Origin of the sequence: Flavobacterium suaedae, from assembly GCF_014642915.1 — a bacterium.
GTDB classification, from domain to species: Bacteria; Bacteroidota; Bacteroidia; order Flavobacteriales; family Flavobacteriaceae; genus Flavobacterium; species Flavobacterium suaedae.
Genome location: NZ_BMJE01000002.1, coordinates 246,171 through 269,784, shown reverse-complemented (window position 1 = coordinate 269,784; position 23,614 = coordinate 246,171). Strand labels below are relative to the sequence as shown.

The window sequence follows — 23,614 nt, the reverse complement described above, 5'->3', positions numbered from 1 at the left end:
AATACTATTTTTGTAAATCGAACTCTAAAATCAAAAAAATAATGGCTCATAATATTAAACCCGGTGTAGCCACCGGAGATCAGGTACAGGAGATATTTAAACACGCTAAAGAAAACGGTTATGCCCTTCCGGCTGTAAACGTAACAAGTTCAAGCACTGTAAACGGTGTACTAGAAACTGCTGCTAAATTAAACTCACCTGTAATTATACAGTTCTCTAATGGCGGTGCTTCTTTCAATGCCGGTAAAGGTCTTTCTAACGAAGGAGAAAAAGCTGCAATATTAGGAGGAATATCAGGTGCAAAACACGTACACACACTTGCTGAAGCATACGGTGCTACAGTAATTTTACATACAGACCACTGTGCTAAAAAACTTTTACCTTGGATAGACGGTTTACTGGATGCAAGTGAGGAGCATTACAAGCAGCACGGTAAGCCATTATATAGTTCTCACATGATAGATCTTTCGGAGGAACCTATTGAAGAGAACATTGAGATATGTAAAAAATATCTTGAAAGAATGAGTAAAATGGGGATGACCCTTGAAATAGAACTTGGTATAACAGGTGGAGAAGAAGACGGGGTTGATAATACTGATGTTGACAGCTCTAAATTATACACACAACCGGAAGAAGTAGCTTATGCTTATGAAGAGCTAAGCAAAGTTTCTGATAAGTTTACTATTGCTGCGGCATTTGGTAATGTTCACGGTGTGTACAAACCGGGTAACGTAAAACTTACTCCGAAAATCCTTAAAAACTCTCAGGAGTATGTACAGGAAAAATTCAATACAGGAGTTAACCCTGTAGACTTTGTTTTCCACGGAGGTTCAGGTTCTACACTGGAAGAAATAAGAGAGGCTATTGGCTACGGTGTTATAAAAATGAACATTGATACTGATTTACAGTTTGCATACACTGAAGGGGTTCGTGATTATGTAACAGATAAAATTGATTACCTAAAAACACAAATTGGTAACCCTGAAGGAGAAGAATTACCAAACAAGAAATATTACGACCCAAGAAAATGGGTTCGTGAAGGAGAACTTACTTTCATCAAAAGACTTGAAAAAGCATTTGAAGATCTTAACAACGTAAACACACTATAAGAAAATTATAAAGAAACAACCGGGCTTAGAGCATTGCTTTAAGCCCTTTGTTATTAATTAAATTTATTAGCTATGGCTTGGTTTAAGAGAACGGAGAAAGGAATACAGACGCCAACCGAAAACAAAAAAGATGTACCTAAAGGTTTATGGTACAAGTCGCCTACAGGTAAAATTGTAGATGCTGAGGAGCTGGCAAAAAACTTTTATGTAAGCCCTGAAGACGGTTATCATGTTAGAATAGGAAGTAAAGAGTATTTCTCTATCCTTTTTGATAACAACGAGTTTAAAGAACTTGATGCAAACTTAACTTCAAAAGACCCTTTGAAGTTTGTAGATACTAAAAAATACAGCGACCGTTTAAAAGACGCTACCGAAAAGACGAAACTTAAAGATGCGGTAAGGTCGGCTGTAGGGAAGTCAAAAGGTAAAGAAATAGTAGTATCTTGTATGGACTTTGCTTTTATTGGTGGTTCTATGGGTTCGGTAGTAGGGGAAAAAATAACTCGTGCTATTGACTACGCTATTAAACACAAACTACCTTTTGTAATGATTTCAAAATCAGGTGGTGCAAGGATGATGGAAGCTGCAATGTCGTTAATGCAGTTAGCAAAAACATCTGCAAAGCTTACACAACTTGCTGACGCTAAACTACCTTATATCTCACTTTGTACTGATCCTACTACGGGTGGTACAACGGCATCATATGCTATGTTGGGCGATATAAATATTTCTGAGCCTGGAGCGCTTATTGGTTTTGCAGGACCTCGTGTAGTGAAAGATACTACAGGTAAAGATTTACCTGAAGGTTTCCAAACATCGGAATTTGTAATGGAACATGGTTTCCTTGATTTTATTAGTCCTCGTAAGGAGCTTAAAGACAAAATAAACTTATATATTGATTTGATACAAAATCAAGAAGTACGATAAAACAAAAAACCAGCTTTAAAGCTGGTTTTTTGTTTTATATTTTAAAAATAAATTCAGTATACATAAGTATTGAAACCTACATTCCCGTTCTTATTGCCTCCACAGGATCTAATTTAGATGCCGATATAGCAGGAAGAATACCTGATAGTAAACCTATACCCGCTGCAAGACCGGTACCAATAACAATATTCCAGAAGCCGAGTATAAACTCAAACTCTACAACTTCTGTTAGTATTTTAGCTATACCCCATACTAAGAGCATTCCTACTATACCCCCTATTACAGAAAGTATAACCGCCTCAAAAAGGAACTGAAACAATATAAAACGGTTTTTAGCACCAAGCGCTTTCTGTATCCCTATCAGGTTGGTACGCTCTTTAACCGATACAAACATGATATTGGCAATACCAAAACCGCCTACTAAAAGTGAGAAGCCACTGATAATCCACCCTATAATATTCATCTGTCCTATAATATCATCAATCATATCAGTAAAACCGGCAAGAATATCAATTATAAAGTTATTAATGTCTCCTGCTTTTATCCCTCTGTAGGAACGCAATTTTTGAGTAATATCAGCTTTTACAGCATCGGCGTCAGCTCCCTTTTGTGGTTTAATAATTATTATAGGCGTCATAAAATTGTTATGGTCACCATACCTGTGGCGTATAAAGTTAACAGGTATAATAATACCTGTATCATTACTTTGCCCAAACATACCTTCACCCTGCTTTTCTAAAACGCCTATAACTGTAAAACGCTGCCCATACATTCGTATTTTCTTACCTACAGGGCTTTGTTGTTCTCCAAAAAGCGCCTTTGCTATTTCATAACCAATTACAGCAACAGCACTTCCTGAATTTGATTCCGACTCATTATAAAAGCGTCCTTCTGCAATTTTAAGGCTTTGTATATCTTCAAACTCATAGGATACCGGGACTACGTTTACATTACTAACTGATTCCTCCTCATATTTTGCTGTTTCACTTTTAGTAAAAATCTGATATGCCATATGTTCGGCAGATGATACGGCTCCTTTTAAGTATTGGTATTCATCATAGGTAACATCAGGAAACTGCTCACGCTTCCATCTTGGTATATCCGAAGGACCAAATGAGAAACGTTTTAAGTACATAGTATTTTTGTCTACAGCGCTAAGATCTTCCTTAATTTTCCTGTCTAAAGAGTCTACCGCAGCCAGTACCGCAATAATAGAGAAGATACCAATGGTTACCCCCAGTAATGAAAGAAACGTCCTCAATTTATTATTGGTTAAGGCATTAAGGGCAAACGAAAGGCTTTCTTTAAGTAATCTCAGGTATAAAAACATACTATTCTTTCTATTATTTTGTCAAGTACTTTCTTGGCTTCTGTAAAATTCTGTATTTTTTTTTCAAAAACCTAAAAACACAAAATAATTAAATAAAAAACAGCAAATTATAACCTTTTGATTTTTGAATGTTAAGCCCGCATTAACTACTTTTGCACTTTTAAACACAACTATACAAAATGAGCACACACAAAACCATTTCATCTGCACTTATATCAGTATTTAGCAAAGATGGGCTTGAACCAATTGTTCGCAAACTACACGAGCATAATGTAACTATTTACTCTACGGGAGGAACTGAAACTTTTATTAAAGATTTAGGTATACCTGTAGTAGCTGTAGAAGATGTGACATCTTACCCTTCAATACTTGGCGGAAGAGTTAAAACACTTCACCCGAAAGTATTTGGCGGTATATTAAACCGTCAGGATAACGAACAGGATGTTCAGCAAATGGAGGAATATAATATTCCGCAAATTGATTTGGTAATTGTAGACTTATACCCGTTTGAAAAAACTGTAGCATCAGGTGCTTCGGAGGCAGATATCATCGAAAAAATTGATATAGGTGGTATTTCGTTAATTCGTGCTGCTGCTAAAAATTTTAAAGATACTGTTATTGTACCATCTGTTGATGATTACAGCCTGTTTTTAGAAACTATAACAAAAAACAACTGTGCTACAACAGTGGAAGAGCGTAAATATTTTGCCACTAAAGCATTCCACGTATCTTCAAACTACGATACTGCTATTTTTAATTATTTCAATACAGAAGACACTTACTATAAAGAAAGTATTTCTCATGGTAAAACGCTTCGTTACGGAGAGAACCCACACCAAAAAGGTTTCTTCTTTGGCGATTTTGATGCAATGTTTACAAAACTGCATGGCAAAGAATTATCATACAACAACCTGCTGGATGTAGATGCAGCGGTAAATTTAATGCAGGAATTTAAAAATGATGACCCTACTTTTGCAATACTAAAACATAACAATGCCTGTGGACTTGCTACCAGAGCTACTGTAAAAGAAGCGTACCTTGATGCACTTGCAGGCGACCCTACCTCAGCATTTGGCGGTGTTTTAATATCAAACACTAAAATTGATGCGGGCACAGCAGAAGAAATAAACAAACTTTTCTGCGAGGTTGTTATAGCTCCTGAGTTTGACGAAGAGGCTAAAACTATACTACAGGCTAAGAAAAACAGAATACTACTAATACAAAATGATGTTGAACTTCCGCAAAAACAAGTACGTACTTGTTTAAACGGATTATTAGTTCAGGATAAAGACAACATTACAGACAATAAAGAGCACCTGAAAACCGTTACGGTTACAGCTCCTACCGAGCAGGAAACAGAAGACTTGCTATTTGCTTCTAAAATATGCAAGCACACAAAATCTAACACCATTGTTTTTGCTAAAAACAAACAGCTTTTTGCTTCCGGCACGGGGCAAACATCTCGTGTTGATGCATTACGCCAAGCTGTAGAAAAAGCACAATCATTTAATTTTGATTTAAGCGGTGCTGTTATGGCGAGTGATGCCTTCTTTCCGTTTCCTGATTGTGTAGAGCTTGCTAAAAATGCAGGTATTACTGCTGTAATACAACCGGGAGGCTCAATAAAAGATGAATTAAGCATAGATTATTGTAACGAAAATAATGTTGCAATGGTATTTACAGGAACAAGACATTTTAAACATTAATTTTGTTATTTTTGTAGGCTTACAATTATTATAAATAAATAAACCCTCAATAAACAGTATGGGATTTTTTGATTTCATGACCGAGGATATAGCGATAGACCTTGGTACCGCGAATACCCTGATAATACACAACGATAAAGTTGTAATAGACAGCCCCTCTATAGTAGCGCGCGACCGAATGTCGGGTAAAATAATTGCTGTAGGTAGGGAAGCCAACATGATGCAGGGTAAAACGCACGAAAACATTAAAACCATACGCCCACTAAAAGATGGGGTTATTGCTGATTTTGATGCATCGGAGAAAATGCTTACAATGTTTATAAAAAGCATACCGGCATTAAAAAAGAAACTTTTTAAACCGGCACTTCGCATGGTTATTTGTATACCATCAGGCATTACAGAGGTTGAGATGCGTGCGGTAAAAGAATCAGCAGAAAGGGTAAATGGTAAAGAAGTTTACTTAATTCACGAGCCTATGGCTGCTGCTATAGGTATTGGTGTAGACATTATGCAGCCAAAAGGTAACATGATTGTAGATATAGGTGGTGGTACTACCGAAATTGCAGTTATTGCACTGGGCGGTATAGTGTGCGATAAATCAGTTAAAATTGCAGGTGATGTTTTCACCAACGATATAGTGTACTACATGCGTACACAGCATAACTTATTTGTTGGTGAAAGCACTGCCGAAAAAATAAAAATACAAATAGGTGCAGCGTTAGAAGATTTAGAGACGCCACCGGAAGAAATGTCTGTACAAGGGCGTGACCTTTTAACCGGTAAACCGAAACAGGTAGATATTTCGTATCGTGAAATTGCCAAAGCACTGGATAAGTCTATACAACGTATTGAAGATGCGGTTATGGAAACACTATCGCAAACGCCTCCGGAGCTTGCTGCCGATATATACAACACCGGTATTTACCTTGCAGGTGGAGGTTCTATGCTAAGAGGGCTGGACAAAAGGATTTCACAAAAAACAGACTTACCTGTTTACATTGCCGAAGACCCACTACGCGCAGTAGTAAGAGGTACAGGAATGGCTCTTAAAAATATAGGAAGATTTAAAAGCATACTTATAAAATAAAGAATAATTCATGCAGCAAATATTAAATTTTATATTTAAAAACAGTATTTTATTACTGTTTTTGCTGCTTTTAGGCATATCGCTATCGCTTACTATACAATCGCATTCCTACCACAAAAGTAAGTTTATAAACTCTGCTAATGCCGTAAGCGGTTATACCTATCAAAACATTAGTGATGCCGAGGATTATTTCAGCTTAAAAAAACAAAATGAAAAGCTGGCTACCGAAAATGCCCGCTTAAAGGAGTTATTGTATAATAAAAAAGATACATTACTTAAACCTAATATTAATTTTCCTGATACCGGAGGTAATTTTGATGTAATACAATCAAAAGTTATATCTAATTCTTATAACGTTCATGAAAATTATCTTACTATAAATACAGGTAATAAAAAAGGTGTAAATCCTGACATGGGTGTAGTAAGCAACAGAGGAGTGGTAGGTATAGTAGATAACACTTCGGCTAATTACGCCACTGTTATAAGCATGCTTAACTTAAAGTTTAAACTATCAGCAAAAGTAAAAGGCAGTAACCATTACGGCTTTTTAGTTTGGGATGGCAAGAATGCGGGCTATATGCAGCTTATAGATATACCAAGGCTTGCTAAACTAAAAACAGGTGACACTATTGTTACAGGCGGACGTTCGGTAATATTCCCTGAAAATATACCTGTAGGAAAAATTGATAAAATATTTATTGATGACCAGACAAATTACTATACGCTAAACGTAAGGCTATTTAATGACATGACAAGTCTAAGCCACGTGTACATAATAGCTAATAAAGACAAAGAGGAAATAACAGAACTGGAAAAAACTACTAAAAAGAATGAATAGCACTATAGTAGTAAATATCGCCCGTTTTATTATTCTGTTGCTATTACAAGTTGTAGTTTTTAACAGGATTGATTTATTTGGTGTGGCAGACCCCTACCCTTATATTCTGTTTATTTTGTTATTTCCTGTAAATGGTAACAGAGCATTATTATTACTCTCTGCTTTCTTTATCGGGTTGTTTAATGATATGTTTTTAAACACCGGCGGGGCGCATGCTGCTGCTTGTATTACACTTGCCTATTTAAGACCTTATATTTTTAAAATCAGCTTTGGTGTAAGCTACGAATACCAAACCATATCTATAGCCGGAAAACTAACTACCGAAAGGTTTTCATTTATACTCACATCGGTTGTAATACACCATATAATTTTATATCTTTTGGAAATATTCAGGTTCAGCTTAATAGCAGATGTTTTAATAAGAACATTACTATCAACTGTACTAACACTTATATTTTGTATTGTAATAATCCACTTAACTAAGCCTGTGAAGAGATGAGAAAGGTTTTACTGCCGGCATTTATTATTGCAGCAGCTATATTGATTTTAGGAAGGCTTTACTACCTGCAAATACTGGATGATTCCTGGATTAAAAAAAGTGACAACAACGCTTATAAAATAAAATACGAATATCCTGAACGCGGATATATTTATGACAGAGACGGCACACTTATGGTTGCCAATCAACCTTCGTATGATATTATGGTAACACCAAAAGATGTAGCCAAGGATATCGACACTATGGAGATATGCAGGCTGCTTAATGTTACCAAAGAGTATTTTATTAACCGACTGGAAAAAGCAAGGGTTTACAGCCCCAGGGTACCATCAGTATTTTTACCGCAATTAAACAAAAAGGAATTTGCAGCCTTTCAGGAAAAAGCTCGCCGATTTAAAGGTTTTGATATTGTAAAACGTTCCCTTCGGGATTACCAGATAAACGCTGCTGCCAATGTATTTGGCTATATAGCACAGGTTAACGAGGCTACTATAAAAGAAAACCCGTATTACCAAAGTGGTGACCTCATCGGGCGACAAGGAGTAGAAAAAGTATATGAGGATGTACTACGCGGTGTAAAAGGTGTAAGCTACATACAAAAAGACCGTTTCGGTAGAGACATAGGTCCTTTTAAAGGGGGAATTTACGACACTATACCTGTACAGGGTAAAGACATAACCCTTACAATTGATGCAGAGTTACAGCAGTACGGAGAGGCTTTAATGTTTGAAAAGCGTGGCGGCATAGTAGCACTGGAACCTCAAACAGGAGAAATACTGGCTTTGATAACTGCTCCAAGCTACGACCCATCCATTTTAGTAGGGCGCGACAGGTCTAAAAACTACCGTATGCTGGAAAGCGATACACTGGGCATACCGTTATATGACAGAAGTCTTTTAGCCGAGTACCCTCCCGGGTCTCCGTTTAAAATTCTTACAGGGCTTATAGGGTTACAGGAAGATGTTATTGACCAACAAAGCACTTTTGTTTGTCGTCATGGTTTTAGTTATGGGCGTGGTGCATTTATGAGGTGTCACGATTCAGGTATTAATAATTTACATGAAGCCATAACAAAATCATGTAACACTTATTTCGCAAGCACTTTCAGGCTTAGTATTGATAAATTTAATGACCCTCAAAAAGGCTTACGGGTTTGGAGTGACCACCTGAAAAGTTTTGGTTTAGGCGACTTCCTTGGGTATGATTTACCTCCGGGGCGCAGAGGGCTTATACCTACCCCTGAGTTTTATAAAAGATATTATCCTAACGGCGGGTGGCGCAGTAGTACTATTATATCAAACGCGATAGGTCAGGGAGAAATATTGATGACACCTATACAGTTAGCCAGTATGATTTCTACCGTGGCAAACAAAGGTTATTATTACACTCCGCATGTTATTAAAAATATAGAGGGAGAGGAAATAGATAAAAAATTCACTACGAAGCACTATACCACTATTAAAGAAAAGTATTTCGGGCCTATAATTGAAGGACTTCATAGTGTATATAAAGAAGGTACAGCAAGATCGTTACAAGTAGAAGGTATAGATATTTGCGGAAAAACCGGTACTGCTGAAAACTTTACCAAAATTAACGGTAAACAAACACAGCTTACAGACCACTCTATATTTGTGGCGTTTGCCCCCAAAGACAATCCTAAAATAGCTATTGCTGTTTTTGTTGAAAACGGATACTGGGGTGCGCGTTTTGCAGGACCTATTGCCAGCTTAATGATTGAAAAATACCTTAAAGGAACTATAAGCCGAAAAGACCTTGAAGTAAGAATGCTTACTAAAGGACTTAAAGAAGAATACGATAAAGTTATAAGTGGTAAACCATTTAGCATAAACCAATAAATGAGAGCGCAAGACGTAAGTAGTCATATAGACTGGATAACCATATTACTGTATGCTGTATTAGTAATACTGGGATGGATGACTATTTACTCTGCTTCGTTACCGGAAGAAACCACTTCTTTCCTGGATTTAAACCAGATATATGGTAAGCAATTATTATTTATAATAGTATGTATACCATTAATTTTTATGGTTATAGCTGTAGATGCTAAATTTTACGAAAAATATGCTTTAATATTTTACATACTGGCAATACTACTCCTTGCAGGACTTTTTGTATTTGGTAAGACTATTAAAGGACAAACCAACTGGTACTCCTTCGGCAGCTTTGGTTTGCAACCTTCGGAGTTTGCTAAAATAGCTACCTCATTACTGCTTGCTAAATACATAAGCGATATACAAACAGACCTCAACGGCATTCAAAAACAGGTTACTGCCTTTGGTATTATAGGCTTACCTGTATTACTTATTTTAATGCAGCCTGATGCCGGTAGTGCTATGATATTTGCTGTACTACTTTTTGTAATGTACCGCGAAGGACTTCCCGGATGGTATTTAGGAGCAGGCTTTATAGCTATCGCTGTTTTTATTGCCTCAAGAGTTATAAACTGGGAAATAGTTGTATTAATTGTTTTTGTATCTATGCTTATTCACTTTTTACTAAGTAATCCCAGAAAGCGAAAATATATAAATTACATCCTGATTTTTACCGCTATTTCGGCTTTTACCTACTCTACAAGTTTTGTGTATGACAATATTTTACAACCGCACCAAAAAGAAAGAATTGATGTTCTTTTTAATGACGAAGTAAATCAACAGGCAGAGGGTTATAACCTAAACCAGTCACTTATTGCAATAGGCTCGGGTGGGTGGACAGGAAAAGGCTACTTAGAAGGTACACAAACAAAAGGCGGCTTTGTACCCGAGCAACATACTGATTATATTTTTACTACAGTAGGTGAAGAATGGGGTTTTCTTGGTGCTGCAACAGTAATTATAATCTTTGTCTTATTATTATTACGCATTTTATACTTAGCAGAACGCCAAAGATCTATTTTTAGCAGGATATACGGTTACTGTGTGGCTGCCATATTATTCATGCACTTTTTTGTAAATATAACTATGCTTATTAAACTGTTCCCTACTATTGGTGTACCGCTTCCCTTCTTTTCATACGGTGGTTCCAGTTTATTCGCATTTACAATACTCTTGTTTATTTTTGTAAAACTGGATGCTAATAAAGTAAATGTTTGGTAAGTTAGGCTCTACCGTTAATTTGTAAGTCATATAAAATAGCTTGACTAATATTAACTTTTATGCTCCAATAGTAACTGCAACCATCTTTAACTATAACTATATCTTTACTTAAACGTTCATCTTTTTTATCTTTCCAAACAAAGTTTACATAAATAATCTTTTCTCCTTTTGTGTTTTCAAATCCAAAGTACTGTCTGGTATACTTTTTAAGTCTTTTATGTATTATTGGACAACCCTCTCCTTGATTTAAAAGATCTACATTAGCTTTTTCAATACTATTCTTTATAATGTTTTCAACTAAATATATATCATCATCTGAAGGAGTATACCTCCCTTTTTCATTCTCAATATTCATCAAGATAAAATGGTCTTTATTAAAAATATAACCCGAAAAACCTTTTCCATTTATTAATCTGGAATTATCACCCACCTTAAAAAGCAAAAGAAAAACAATAAGAAGTCTCATAAATTATTTTTATATAACATTAAGTAGCTTTTACATCAAGTGCATCGCGTAGCGCATTACCGACCATCATAAAAGCCATAACCAATAACAGCATTGCAATACCGGGAACAATAGCTAAATACGGCTTACCCAATATTATATAGTTATAATGGTCTTTTATCATTCCTCCCCAACTGGGTACGGGTGGTTGCGCCCCTAAGCCCAGAAAACTAAGCCCGCTTTCTACCAATATTGCAGAAGCAAAATTAGCTGCCGAAATTACAATAACAGGCGCCATTATATTAGGTAATATATGATTGAATATTATTCGGGCATTGCTATACCCTAATGCTTTTGTTGCTGTAACAAACTGCATTTGTTTCAGGCTTTTTACCTGTCCTCTTACTACACGGGCTACTTCTACCCACATAGTTAAACCTACCGCAACAAACACCTGCCAAAAGCCTTTTTGCAAAGCTAAGGTGATGGCGATAACTAATAACAGCGTAGGTATAGACCAAACAATATTTACCAACCACATTACAAAAGCATCTACTTTTCCGCCGAAATATCCCGCTATTGCACCAAGGAATATTCCAACTACTAATGAAATAAATACCGCTACAAAACCAATAGATAAGGAAACCCTTGAACCAACAATAAGTCTGCTTAGCATATCGCGCCCCTGACTATCCGTTCCTAAAATAAAACATTGCTGTTTTATATAGTTACTCTCTATTATCTGCTTGTTTATAGTGCTATCCTTATATGCTGACAGTGGTATGGTTTTACTAACCGCCATAGAAGGCTCATCGTTATATTCACTGTAAGTAATACTGTCTTTGGTTACTCTATAAGACAATATTGGCACTTTAGGAGTTGTATATTCTTTCCCTGTAAAATAATCTGTCCAATCAGATTTTACCTCCATAGTATTAGGGAGTGTTAGCATGGTGACTTCAAAACCGGGGGGCTTAGAACTTAACGCAAGGTCTCCCCAATTTGCATTTTTAGTTTTATCAGGGGTAAAAACATAAGCAAATATGGCTATAACTATAAGCAATACAATAAACCAGAAACTTAAAACGCCCCAAAAGTTCTTTTTAAACTTTTGGAGCGCTAAGCCTGTAAGTGATTGATTGGAGCTATCCATTCAATTATTTTGTTTTAATAACTTTTCCCTTTTTATCAAGATTTGCAGAACGCTTGCTGTTATCGCCCATTACTCCCTGCATATCATCAAGTATATTAAGTGCCTCTTCCACATAAACATCTTTAGAAAGGCTTTCAAACCATCTTTCTTTTTTCTCTGCCAGTGAAGGATCTTTTTCAAAAATTTTCTTCTCATAAGGAAGTGGTTCAAACTTGTAATCGTTCTGGTAATCTTTAAGAGCTTTAAACTTCTTGGTTACCTCTTCGTTTTTATTTAACTCTGCCTTGAATCTGTCAATGTTAAGTTCAAATACGTTATCATCCTGCTGCTCATCTATCCATTTAGCATTCTCATCTATCAGCTTAAATTCTTTGTTGTTTGCTATTCTGTTGTTACTTCTTTCTACAACAGGCTTAAAGTCATAATCAAAAACTTTATAGTCTGCCTGCTCTATTTTATCCCAAGGCATCGCATTATCTATATCTCTTTCGCCTATATCTATATATGAATATTTATCCGGCATTATAACATCACTGGTTACACCTTCGCGCTGTGTTGAACCTCCATTTATTCGGTAAAACTTCTGTGTAGTAGTTTTAAGCGCACCCAAGTCACCTAAAGAATTACTTCTTACAAACTGGTTAAGGTCTATAACGTTTTGTACCGTACCCTTACCGTAACTGTGCTTACTGCCCAATATTAACCCTCTGTTATAATCCTGAATTGCCGCAGCAAATATCTCGGAAGCAGAAGCGGAGAAGTTATTTATTAATACTACAAGTGGTCCTTCCCACTGTACTTTTGAGTCTGTATCACTAAGCACCTCTACTCTGCCCTCTCTGCTCATGCTGTTAGCACGAGAACGTACCTGTACAACCGGTCCTTTTTTAATAAACAGTCCTGTCATATCTACAACAGTTCGTAAAGAACCACCACCGTTATTTCTAAGGTCTATTATAATACCTTCAACGCCTTGCTCTTTTAGTCTTTCAACTTCTTTTTCTACATCGCTTGCAGCGTTACGGTTGTCTTTATTTTCAAAATCTATGTAGAATTTAGGCAAGTTAATAATACCGTATTTCTTACCGTTTTTATTTACTATACTTGATTTTGCGTATGTTTCTTCAATTTCAACTACCTCACGAATTATTGAGATAACATCAATAGTACCATCTACTTTTTTAACTGTAAGGCGAACCTCTGTCCCCTTTGGTCCTTTTATTTTTTTAACCACATTGGTAAGGCGCATACCGGCTATATCAACAGGTTGCTCATCACCTTGTGCTACTTTCATAATAATATCGCCCGGTTCCAGTTCTTTACCTCTCCATGCAGGACCTCCCGGTATAAGTTCAGATATTTCTACATAATCACTTTTCTTTTGCAGTCTTGCACCTATTCCTTCTATAGAACCACGCATGCTACTGTCAAACTTATCCTTATCATCAGGGGCAAAATAAAAAGTATGTGGGTCAAAACGTTCTGCTATTGCATTAAGATATATAGTAAACCATTCATCACGCTCAAGGTCTTCTATAAACTCAAAATACTCATCCAGTGAACTTTTAGTTGCTTCACGTGCTTCTTTTTCAAGTTCTTCAAAGGTCTTTTTCTCCTCTTTCTTAGCTTCCGTTTTTTTGTCTTCCTCTTTCTTATCAGAGTCCTGCAACTTTTGCTTATCAATAACTGAAGAAAGTACTGAAAGTTTTAATTGCTTTTCCCAGCGCTTTTTAAGGTCAGCGTCATCAAGAGGATAATCTTTATGCTCGTAATCTGTATTAAACTGCTCGTTTACTGTAAAATCAAAAGGCTCTGAAAGCAGTTCTTTGTAAAAGCCTTCAGACTCCTTTATTCTTTCCATTAACCTTTCATGAGTTAAATCAAAGAATGACAGATCTTTGTTTAAAATCATGTCGTCTATTTTATCCTCATATTTAGAAAATTCTTCAATATCCGATTTTGTAAAGAATCTTTTAGAAGGATCTAAACTTTCTAAATAACTTTTATAAACACCTTTTGAAAACTCATCATCTATATCGGCAGGACTGTAATGTCCTTTTTCAATAACAAAAGCTATAAGTTCAACTAGTAATTTATCTTTTTCCGGGTCTGACTCTGCCGACTGTGTTTTTGGTATAAAACTCCACAGTGCCACTGCCAACACAGTGACTAACATTAATATTTTATAGTTTCTTTTCATAAATCTTAGAATAGCATTCATGTAGTTGTTTGTATAAAAAACTGTGCCAAAAATTGTTCTTTAACACTGTACTTACCTCTTATTAACGTAAGGAATCAGGATTTGTGTATTTTAGCAAATGTAAATTTACAATACTTATTTTGAAATAACTATTACATGAAGAAAAAACCACTTATACTGGTAACCAATGACGACGGTATATCAGCTCCCGGAATACGTGCTTTAATAAGCGTAATGAAAGAAATAGGCGATGTAGTTGTTGTAGCTCCTGATAGTCCTCAATCTGCAACAGGACATTCTATAACTATATATAATACTCTTTACATAAACAAGGTTAATATAGATGATGATGTTGAACAGGAATATAGCTGCTCCGGCACACCTGTAGACAGCGTAAAGTTTGCAGTTAAGGAAATTTTGAAGCGTAAACCTGATTTATGTGTATCCGGGGTTAACCATGGTTCTAATTCATCAATTAATGTAATATATTCAGGTACTATGAGTGCTGCTGTAGAAGCCGGAATGGAAGGTATACCTGCTATTGGTTTCTCCTTACTGGATTATGATTGGAATGCAGACTTTGAACCAAGCAAACCTTTTATTAAAAAAATTGCAAAACAAGTACTGGAACAAGGTTTACCAAAAGGTGTAATACTAAACGTAAACCTGCCTAAACTACCAGAAAAAGATATAAAAGGAATAAAAATATGCCGACAGGCAAATGCTATGTGGGAAGAACGTTTTGACAAACGCACTAACCCACACGGAAGAGAATATTACTGGCTGACAGGTGAATTTGTTAATATGGACGATGGTGAAGATACTGATGAGTGGGCTCTTGCGCATGGGTATGTATCTGTAGTACCGGTACAGTATGACCTTACTGCTTACCACGCTATGCAACAATTAAACTCTTGGAAACTTAACAGTTAGAAACCTTGCGATAAAGCCTAACATTTTAAATTTGTTATTTTTTGATTATATTTGAGTTAAACAAAAAATAAAAATGCTTATGAAAAAGTTTATTGCTATGGCTGCACTAGCCATGTTGGTTTTTTCCTGTTCTGATGATGATACTAATGAAGTAACTACTTCTGTAGAAGGCACATGGATGCTTACTTCTTTTGAATTAAATCAGGGACTTGATATTAATGGCGATGGTGAAGCAACAACTGACATGATTGCTGAATCTGAATGTTTTGGTAACTCTACTATAACATTTAACAATGATGATACTGCGACTGTTAACTTTGAGGAAATTGACATTGAGATAGAGCAAATTGAAGGTACTAACGATTATGATATTACAGTAGAGTGCCTTGGGTCTACAGCCCAGGAAACCATTTATACTGTTTCGGGCGACAATACCTCTTTAACTTTTCAATATGAAGACGGCAGTACAGAAACGCTTGACTTTACAATATCAGGCAACACTTTAACAGTGGTTGTCCCTGAACTTTCTGACTTACCTATCTCAGATAATGACGATGATATAGCGTACTCATTTGTAGGAGCAACACTTGTTTTTACAAAACAGTAATTAAGACCTAAGAATAATCATAATTTATAAATCCTGTACTATATAGTACAGGATTTTTTTATTCAGTTAAAAACTAACAACATAGTTGCAAGAATGTTTTTTTAATTGAAATTTTACATTAGTTTTACATTTAACTAACATAAATAACATTTTAATTTATCATTATGAAAAAATTTATTGCACTTGCTGCTGTAGCTTTAATGGGCATTTCTTGTTCAGATGACGACAGTAGCGAAACTAACGGAGGTTCTGCATCAATTGAAGGAACCTGGAAACTTACAGCATTTACTTTAAACGAAGGAGCAGACCTTAACAATGATGGCACAGTTTCTACTGACATGATTTCAGAAAGCGGATGCTATAGTAATTCCAGCTTTGTGTTTAGCTCTAATAATGTAGCAACTATTAATATTGAAGAACTTGAAATTGATTTGGATTTAGTAATAGGTACTGAAGATTCTTACGAATACAGTATTGACTGTGTAGAAGCAACTCCTGAAGTAGGGACTTACGCTGTATCAGGAAATACCGTTACAATAACAGGAAGCGACGGCGAAGGAGGTACCGAAAGTATTCCGTTAGCATTATCAAACAATACACTTACATTAACACTACCTGAATTTGTTGATGTACCTGTTGAAGAAAATGGTGAGGTTACTTATTCTTTTGTAGGAGCAAGCCTTGTTTTCACAAAACAATAATTTCAGTTCATATCTGAAAATAAATAATAGTTAAAAAAAGCCTGCACAAAATTGTGCAGGCTTTTCTTTTTATATACAACGAAAAATAAACACTATTTTTGGGTAATAATTAAATGGTATGAAGTATTACATTATAGCAGGTGAAGCATCTGGCGATTTGCATGGTTCTAACCTAATGAAGGAACTTTACAAACAAGACCCACAGGCTGAAATTCGCTTTTGGGGTGGCGACCTTATGCAACAAGCCGGCGGGAAATTAGTAAAACATTACCGTGACTTAGCCTTTATGGGGTTTGCGGAGGTAGTACAAAACCTGCGCACTATACTTAATAATATTAAGTTTTGTAAGCAGGACATACTTTCGTTTAAACCTGATGCTATAATTTTTATTGACTATCCCGGTTTTAATATGCGCATTGCCAAATGGGCTAAAGAACAAGGTATTAAAACGCATTACTACATCTCTCCACAAATTTGGGCATGGAAAGAAAACCGTATTAAGGCTATAAAACGGGATGTTGACAAAATGTATATTATACTGCCTTTTGAAAAAGAGTTCTACGAAAAAAAACACCTATACCCGGTAGAATTTGTTGGTCACCCGCTAATTGATGCCATACATAACAGGCCTGAAACTGACAAAGAGCTTTTCAAAAAAGAGAATAACCTTGACAGCAAACCTGTTATAGCTTTACTACCGGGAAGCCGTAAACAGGAAATTACTAAAATGCTGTCTATAATGCTTTCGGTAGTAGATGATTTTCCTGATTATCAGTTTGTCATTGCCGGTGCACCAAGTCAGGAATATGAGTTTTACGAAACTTTTCTCGATAAAAAGAATGTTCATTTTGTAAGTAATAAAACATACGACCTTTTAAGTATTGCTCACGCAGCGCTTGTAACCTCAGGAACTGCCACACTGGAAACAGCACTGTTTAAAGTACCGGAAGTTGTTTGTTATAAAGGCAGCTGGATTTCTTACCAAATTGCTAAGCGTATTATTACACTTAAATACATCTCGCTCGTTAACCTTATTATGGATAAAGAGGTAGTTAAGGAACTTATACAAGGCGAACTTAACTATAAGAACCTTAAAAAAGAGCTACAAAAAATACTAGACATTAAACACCGAGAAAACCTAATTAAAGAATATACTTTACTTGAAAGTAAATTGGGTGGCGAAGGTGCAAGTGCTAAAACTGCTCAGTTAATAATTAAACATTTAACAACGTAAATTATATCGGATTTTAAAAATATTTATATTTGCTTTTATTGAACTGAAAACACTTATCACTTTGCAAAAGTTTATATATATATTTCTTGCTGTATTTACATTAGCATCCTGCTCATCAAAAAAATCTGCAATTGTAACCTCTAAAAAAGAGGCTATAGAAAACGGCACCTACTCCTATTCAAAAGAAAGCTCTTTTGAGGAACAAAAAGATATTGAAGTGAGCTATGAGGAATATGACGATGATGCTCCGGGCGACCGTATTATAGGAGATGAAATAATTGAAATTGAAGGTGTAGATTACGGTAATGATAATGATTACGTTTCTGATTTTAGTAATAGCGGCTTTAATACTGAGGTAGTAAATAAAGCTATGAAGTATGAGGGTGTTAAGTATAAAACAGGTGGTACCACTAAAAAAGGAATGGACTGTAGCGGGCTGGTATATACCAGTTTTAAAGCCTGTGATATAACGCTACCCCGAACATCTTACGAAATGGCTAAAGCAGGTAAAAAAATAAAACTTAGTGAAGTTCAGGAAGGCGATTTACTGTTTTTTGATAACAACCCGAGAAGAAGACGAATAAATCATGTAGGGCTGGTTACTGAAGTAAGCCCTGAAGGTGACATTAAGTTTATTCATGCTTCACTACAGCTTGGCGTTACAATATCTTCCCTTAACGAACCTTATTACAGAAAGAGCTTTGTGCAAGCTAACAGGGTTGTTACTAACTAACCCTCACCCACTCCAACTAATAATTTCTGCATGAAAAAACTATTTTATTTAGCATCACTGCTAATAGCTATTCTTCTTTGCTTCAATTCATGCCAAACATTAGCACGAATGTATTATGGCATTGGGAAAGGGGAAATAAAAGTACGTGACACTACTGAAGTATTAAAGTACTATGAACCTTTTTTAGAATCGGACAAATACCCTATCGAGGTCTTTGTTATTAAAAATACAGGAGAAAATTCTATTGAAACTGCCCAAAAAGCTATCAATGAATTTTCTGTACCGCGCACTTTTATTAAAAACAGAGAAAATGGTGTTGTATATGATTTAGACTGTTTTGAAGATACTGAAGCCAATGTGAATGAAATTAAGAATGGTACAGTTGAAGATTATGTAGTATTAAAAAATGACACTGAACTTATAGCGTTTCAAAACTTTATAAATAATGATGAGCAAGCAGCATTAATACACTCTAACAATGTAGACAACACCAACTCTAAAAAGTATGACATCTATATCTCATACGCTACTTTTTTAGGGAAAAAGTTAAGAAAGCGGACATTATCAGTATTAAACTTAAACGATATCAATAAAGTTGTTATTCTGGACTTAAGCTTCAGCAGAACAGAAGGCGAATAATAATACTATCTTAATATAACGGTTATTATATTTGGCTATAGCAAACATCCAACTATAGCTAATGATTATAATACGAATTACGCTATTTTTTGTGCTCGGCATTTGTATAGCGTATCACTCTATGCTAAATCAGCCATTGGTTGTAGGGCTTACAATTTTTGCTTTTATTTTTACTGTGGCCAGCTATTTCTTTTCACTTAAATCATTAGTACAAAAACCATTTTTTGCTATACTATCATGGTTATTTGCATTCTGCTTAGGCATGCTCTCTTTTTCGCTACACTATGCACCAAACAACCCTAGCCATTACTCGTATTTACTAGCTAAAAATGATAGTATCCCGGTTATTAAAGGGTATATTTCAGAGAGGTTAAAACCTAACGATTATAACGAAAAGTACTTCTTTAAAATACAAACTGTAAATAGCGAACCTGCTACGGGCAAGCTATTACTTACAATAGCACTGGATGATGATAACAGTTTGCTATATCCTGGTGATGCATTAGCTTTAATTGAAAAACCAAAACCGGTTACAAAAGCACTAAACCCTAATCAGTTTGATTATGCTACCTATATGGCTAAGCAGAATGTTTTTCATCAAGTTAAATTAAAAGGTAATTATGTAAAGTTAGAGCAAATTAAAAACTTTGACTTTTATAAAGGTGAGTTGCGGCGTTCCCTTATCAGGAGTTTTGGCAAACATGGTTTCAGTGCAGAAACTATGAATATTATAAAGGCATTATTATTAGGGCAACGTCAGGATATAAACGAAGAACTCAGAACAAATTATATAGATGCAGGTGTAATACATATACTGGCGATATCAGGATTGCATATTGGTATATTATTTTACTTCCTCAGCATTATTTTAAAGCCTTTAAACAGATTAAAGAAGAAAGGAAAGTTATTACAATTATTAATTACAATTGTCTTTCTCTGGAGTTTTGCTATTATAACAGGGTTAGCTGCTTCCACCGTTAGGGCTGTTGTAATGCTTAGCTTTGTTAGTATTGGGCTGTACTTTAACAGGAACACCAATATATTTAATACCATAGCTGTTTCTATGCTAGTGCTATTACTTGCTAAGCCTAACTTTCTTTTCGATGTAGGTTTTCAACTTAGTTATGCAGCCGTTTTTGCAATAGTATGGATGCAACCGCTCTACAAAAAAATAAGAATCTCTAAATATAAAGCAGTAAATTATTTTATCGATATTGTTGCAATATCATTTGTAGCACAACTTGGCGTATTACCGTTAAGCCTATACTATTTTAATCAGTTCCCGCTACTATTCCCGATTGCTAATATTGTGGTAATACCACTGGTAACAGTATTACTAATTATGGGTATACTAACATTAGTTTTAAATTTCGTTTATACTGACTTAGCCCTATTAACAGGACACATACTAAAGCTTATTATCGGTATAATGAATAACTTTATTAAGTGGGTAGCTTCTTTTCAAGATTTTGTAGTTAAAGAAATTTCTTTTACTGCCCCGCTTATGGTTTCCCTTTACCTGATTATTATAACAACTATACTTTGGTTGTTTAAAAAGAACTATAAGCAAAGTATGGCGCTATTAGGGAGCGTTATTCTATTTCAGTGTGTTTACATCGGCACTAAATGGTATACCAAATCTAAAAGTGAGTTTATAGTTTTTAACGATTGGAATAGTAACCTTATAGCATATAAAAATAGTAATAGGGTTATATTTTACACCAATGATAGTGCTCCGGAAAAAAACTATAATATCAGCACATATAGTAAAAGTAGTTTTATTGATAGTACTACTTTAGCTCCTCTAAAGAATATGCTTTGGTACAACCAGAAGAAAATACTAATAATTGATAGTTTGGGGGCTTACAGTAAAACGATGCGTCCTGATATTCTGCTACTAACTCATTCTCCTAAAATAAATTTAGATTTAGTTATGAACGAGCTAAAACCAAAAGCAGTAATAGCTGACGCTTCTAACTACAAAAGCTATGTACAGCGATGGAAAGCTACTTGCAGAAAAAAGAGAATCCCTTTTCATGCTACTGCCGAAAAGGGATTCTATAAAGTTGAATAAAAAATTCTTTATACTTTAGATTTAAGAGCTGCAAGTAACTCCTCAGGTTTATGGTAGCCAATAATAGGTTCTTTCACATTGCCCTTACTGTCAAAAATCATCATTGAAGGATAAGCTCTCACTTTAAGGAAATATGTAAACTCGTGTACCGAGTTTCTACCTCTCCTGTTTGCCACATAGTTAGGATTAGAATATTTCTTCCCCTTATATGTAACACTTTCATTACCTTCTGCATTAAATTTTACAGCATAAAAGTTTTTACTAATGTAGTCAACTACATCTTTATCATGAAAGGTGTTTTTGTCAAGCATTTTACAAGGTCCGCACCAATCAGTATATACATCCATAAAAATAGGCTTAGGATTTTTTTGCTGTGCTTCTAATGCCTCATCAAGAGTCATCCACTTTATTTCCTGAGCCTGTACTGCTACTGCACTAAAAGCTATAAGTAGTGTTAATAGTATTTTTTTCATATTCATATATTAAAATATTAGTGTTAACCTGTTTTTCAAAAACAATGCCGAAAAATTATCTTACCCCATGCATTAACTTTTTAAGCAATGGATTTAAGAGCATTACTACAATTCCGGCTGCCGTAGGTACAATAGTAAAAATAAGGAAAAACGTTGATAATGAATACTCTTTTGTAATATTCTCTATTTCTCCTCCTAAAATAGCTGCAAGTTTATTACCTATAGCAATTGCTAAATACCACATCCCAAACATAAAGGCTATCATCCTTGCAGGAACCAGTTTAGAAACATATGAAAGACCTACAGGTGATAAGCACAATTCACCAAGTGTATGGAACAAGTAAGCCAGTACCAGCCATACCATACTTACTTTTACTCCTTCTACAACACCGTGAGAACCAAAAGCAAGTAAACCAAAACCTATTGCCATAATTATAAGTCCTAAACCATATTTAACGGCAGCACTTGGATTATATTTACTATCCCATACTTTTGATACAGAAGATGCAAAAGCAATTATAAAGAATGAATTTAATATACTAAACCAAGATACTGTTATTTCTGATTCATCTGCTGTAAAATACTGATATAGCATCCAGATAACTAATGCCCATACTCCCAAGAAACAAACGGCTAAAACAACATTAGATGCAGATATTTTTTTCCATGTTTGCTTGGCCAATAATATTAAAACATAAGTTATTATTATTAGCGGTACAACCGTTAATATAGTATTGACAATATTAAAAATGGTAAGTGAATCACCTTCTAAGCTTCTATCTACATTATCTCTGGCAAAAAGCACTAAAGATGATGCTCCCTGTTCAAAAGACATCCAGAAGAAAACAGTAAAGAAAGCAAAAATAACAACCGCTATCATTCTGTCTCTGATAACTTTGGTATAACGTACAATACGAGATATCACTAATATTAAAAACAATATTAATGCACCTAGTACAACTACATTTTGACCAGCCACTCCATTAACTTCAAAAGGGAAAATATTTATATCCCCTATTTTAGAAAGAGGGTCGTTAAAGGCATACATTAAGCCAACTACAGTAGTAACAACTATTAAAATCTTATCAACAAGAGTAAAAGGATTCCTCTTCTCTTCTTCATTTTTAGAAACTTTAGCAGCCTCTTCAGCGGCCAGTCTCTCTGCTTTATTTGGCACTTCTCCTATTTTCCCAAATAATGGTTTAGCAAACCAAAATTGTAAAGTTCCTAAAAGCATAAATACACCTGCAAGACCAAAACCATAACTCCAGCCAACAAATTCAGCCAAGTAACCACAAAGCATCATTCCAAAGAAAGCACCTGCATTTACACCCATGTAGAAAATAGTGTAAGCACCATCTTTTTTCTCTGGGCGATCCTTATACATTTCAGAAAGTATAGATGTCATATTTGGCTTAAAGAAACCTGTCCCGATAACAAGCAAAGCCAAGCCAATATAAAGGAAAAGTGGTGTTTCAATTGCCATGCTGGCATGCCCCAGCGTCATTATAATAGAACCTATAACAACTGCCCAACGATAACCAATATATCTATCAGCTAAAATACCACCAAAAATTGGTGTTATGTATAATAACATAGCATAGGTACCATATAGTGCTGTAGCATTTTCTGTTGGCCAACCCCAACCGGGATTATCCCCTATTATAGAAAATGTTAAAAAGTTTACTAATAATACTCGCATTCCGTAAAACGAAAAGCGCTCCCACATTTCTGTAAAAAATAAAACAAATAAACCTGCAGGATGTCCTAAAACATTAGATTTAAAAAAGTCGTTCGATGCTGTTGTAGCCAT

Annotated in this window: 21 protein-coding genes; 15 read left to right on the top strand and 6 right to left on the bottom strand. The window is 35.3% G+C overall.

The window, feature by feature from the left end; translation table 11 throughout:
- Window positions 1-41: 41 nt before the first annotated feature.
- Entirely contained in the window at window positions 42-1,109 is a 1,068-nt protein-coding gene (gene fbaA / locus IEW45_RS04170) for a class II fructose-bisphosphate aldolase (RefSeq protein WP_188619972.1), read from the top strand.
- Window positions 1,110-1,181: 72 nt separating this feature from the next.
- Entirely contained in the window at window positions 1,182-2,036 is an 855-nt protein-coding gene (accD, locus tag IEW45_RS04165) for an acetyl-CoA carboxylase, carboxyltransferase subunit beta (RefSeq protein ID WP_188619971.1), read from the top strand.
- A gap of 76 nt (window positions 2,037-2,112) precedes the next feature.
- Here the strand turns inward: accD and IEW45_RS04160 are convergent, their stop codons facing one another.
- Window positions 2,113-3,366, bottom strand: coding sequence for an ABC transporter permease (locus tag IEW45_RS04160; protein ID WP_188619970.1), 1,254 nt, complete (start codon window positions 3,364-3,366; stop codon window positions 2,113-2,115).
- 179 nt (window positions 3,367-3,545) lie between these two features.
- Here IEW45_RS04160 and purH point away from each other — a divergent pair, with 179 nt between their 5' ends.
- Genes purH through rodA form a run of 6 tightly spaced genes read left to right on the top strand, consistent with a single transcriptional unit; the run spans window position 3,546 to window position 10,609 of the window.
- Window positions 3,546-5,072, top strand: a complete 1,527-nt coding sequence (purH, locus tag IEW45_RS04155) for a bifunctional phosphoribosylaminoimidazolecarboxamide formyltransferase/IMP cyclohydrolase (protein ID WP_188619969.1) — start codon at window positions 3,546-3,548, stop codon at window positions 5,070-5,072.
- Window positions 5,073-5,130: 58 nt separating this feature from the next.
- Window positions 5,131-6,159, top strand: coding sequence for a rod shape-determining protein (locus IEW45_RS04150; protein ID WP_188619968.1), 1,029 nt, complete (start codon window positions 5,131-5,133; stop codon window positions 6,157-6,159).
- Between the two features lie 10 nt (window positions 6,160-6,169).
- Window positions 6,170-6,997 (top strand): rod shape-determining protein MreC, encoded by an 828-nt coding sequence (mreC, locus tag IEW45_RS04145; RefSeq protein ID WP_188619967.1) that lies wholly within the window; start codon window positions 6,170-6,172, stop codon window positions 6,995-6,997.
- Window positions 6,990-7,496, top strand: a complete 507-nt coding sequence (mreD, locus tag IEW45_RS04140; RefSeq protein WP_188619966.1) for a rod shape-determining protein MreD — start codon at window positions 6,990-6,992, stop codon at window positions 7,494-7,496. The genes mreC and mreD overlap by 8 nt, the downstream gene beginning before the upstream one ends.
- Entirely contained in the window at window positions 7,493-9,352 is a 1,860-nt protein-coding gene (mrdA, locus tag IEW45_RS04135; protein ID WP_188619965.1) for a penicillin-binding protein 2, read from the top strand. The genes mreD and mrdA overlap by 4 nt, the downstream gene beginning before the upstream one ends.
- A complete protein-coding gene (gene rodA, locus IEW45_RS04130) occupies window positions 9,353-10,609 on the top strand; it encodes a rod shape-determining protein RodA (RefSeq protein WP_188619964.1) in 1,257 nt (418 codons plus the stop codon).
- A gap of 1 nt (window position 10,610) precedes the next feature.
- On the opposite strand, the gene IEW45_RS04125 is transcribed toward rodA, so the two are convergent.
- The 3 genes from IEW45_RS04125 to IEW45_RS04115 are packed head-to-tail and all read right to left on the bottom strand — an operon-like array spanning window position 10,611 to window position 14,428.
- Complete coding sequence (locus IEW45_RS04125; RefSeq protein ID WP_188619963.1) at window positions 10,611-11,075, bottom strand: hypothetical protein; 465 nt, start codon at window positions 11,073-11,075, stop codon at window positions 10,611-10,613.
- 19 nt (window positions 11,076-11,094) lie between these two features.
- A complete protein-coding gene (locus IEW45_RS04120; RefSeq protein WP_188619962.1) occupies window positions 11,095-12,207 on the bottom strand; it encodes an ABC transporter permease in 1,113 nt (370 codons plus the stop codon).
- Between the two features lie 4 nt (window positions 12,208-12,211).
- Window positions 12,212-14,428 (bottom strand): carboxy terminal-processing peptidase, encoded by a 2,217-nt coding sequence (locus IEW45_RS04115; RefSeq protein ID WP_188619961.1) that lies wholly within the window; start codon window positions 14,426-14,428, stop codon window positions 12,212-12,214.
- A gap of 135 nt (window positions 14,429-14,563) precedes the next feature.
- Between IEW45_RS04115 and surE the strand changes: the two genes are divergently transcribed.
- The 7 genes from surE to IEW45_RS04080 all read left to right on the top strand — a co-directional run bounded on the left by surE (window position 14,564) and on the right by IEW45_RS04080 (window position 21,328).
- Complete coding sequence (gene surE, locus IEW45_RS04110) at window positions 14,564-15,340, top strand: 5'/3'-nucleotidase SurE (RefSeq protein WP_188619960.1); 777 nt, start codon at window positions 14,564-14,566, stop codon at window positions 15,338-15,340.
- A 79-nt stretch (window positions 15,341-15,419) separates the two neighbouring features.
- Complete coding sequence (locus IEW45_RS04105; protein WP_188619959.1) at window positions 15,420-15,947, top strand: lipocalin family protein; 528 nt, start codon at window positions 15,420-15,422, stop codon at window positions 15,945-15,947.
- A 164-nt stretch (window positions 15,948-16,111) separates the two neighbouring features.
- Window positions 16,112-16,648: a DUF5004 domain-containing protein gene (locus tag IEW45_RS04100; protein ID WP_188619958.1), complete on the top strand. Its 537-nt coding sequence runs from the start codon at window positions 16,112-16,114 to the stop codon at window positions 16,646-16,648.
- 118 nt (window positions 16,649-16,766) lie between these two features.
- Window positions 16,767-17,882 carry a lipid-A-disaccharide synthase gene (gene lpxB, locus IEW45_RS04095; RefSeq protein ID WP_188619957.1) on the top strand — a complete coding sequence of 372 codons (1,116 nt, stop codon included), beginning with the start codon at window positions 16,767-16,769 and terminating at the stop codon, window positions 17,880-17,882.
- A 61-nt stretch (window positions 17,883-17,943) separates the two neighbouring features.
- Window positions 17,944-18,615, top strand: coding sequence for a C40 family peptidase (locus IEW45_RS14805; RefSeq protein ID WP_229665889.1), 672 nt, complete (start codon window positions 17,944-17,946; stop codon window positions 18,613-18,615).
- 30 nt (window positions 18,616-18,645) lie between these two features.
- Window positions 18,646-19,254 (top strand): hypothetical protein, encoded by a 609-nt coding sequence (locus tag IEW45_RS04085; RefSeq protein ID WP_188619956.1) that lies wholly within the window; start codon window positions 18,646-18,648, stop codon window positions 19,252-19,254.
- Window positions 19,255-19,315: 61 nt separating this feature from the next.
- Window positions 19,316-21,328 carry a ComEC/Rec2 family competence protein gene (locus IEW45_RS04080; RefSeq protein WP_188619955.1) on the top strand — a complete coding sequence of 671 codons (2,013 nt, stop codon included), beginning with the start codon at window positions 19,316-19,318 and terminating at the stop codon, window positions 21,326-21,328.
- Between the two features lie 8 nt (window positions 21,329-21,336).
- Here IEW45_RS04080 and IEW45_RS04075 read toward each other — a convergent pair whose 3' ends face one another.
- Together IEW45_RS04075 and IEW45_RS04070 are read right to left on the bottom strand one after the other, a co-directional pair.
- Window positions 21,337-21,801 carry a thioredoxin family protein gene (locus IEW45_RS04075; RefSeq protein ID WP_188619954.1) on the bottom strand — a complete coding sequence of 155 codons (465 nt, stop codon included), beginning with the start codon at window positions 21,799-21,801 and terminating at the stop codon, window positions 21,337-21,339.
- Between the two features lie 55 nt (window positions 21,802-21,856).
- Window positions 21,857-23,614 carry a peptide MFS transporter gene (locus tag IEW45_RS04070; protein WP_188619953.1) on the bottom strand — a complete coding sequence of 586 codons (1,758 nt, stop codon included), beginning with the start codon at window positions 23,612-23,614 and terminating at the stop codon, window positions 21,857-21,859.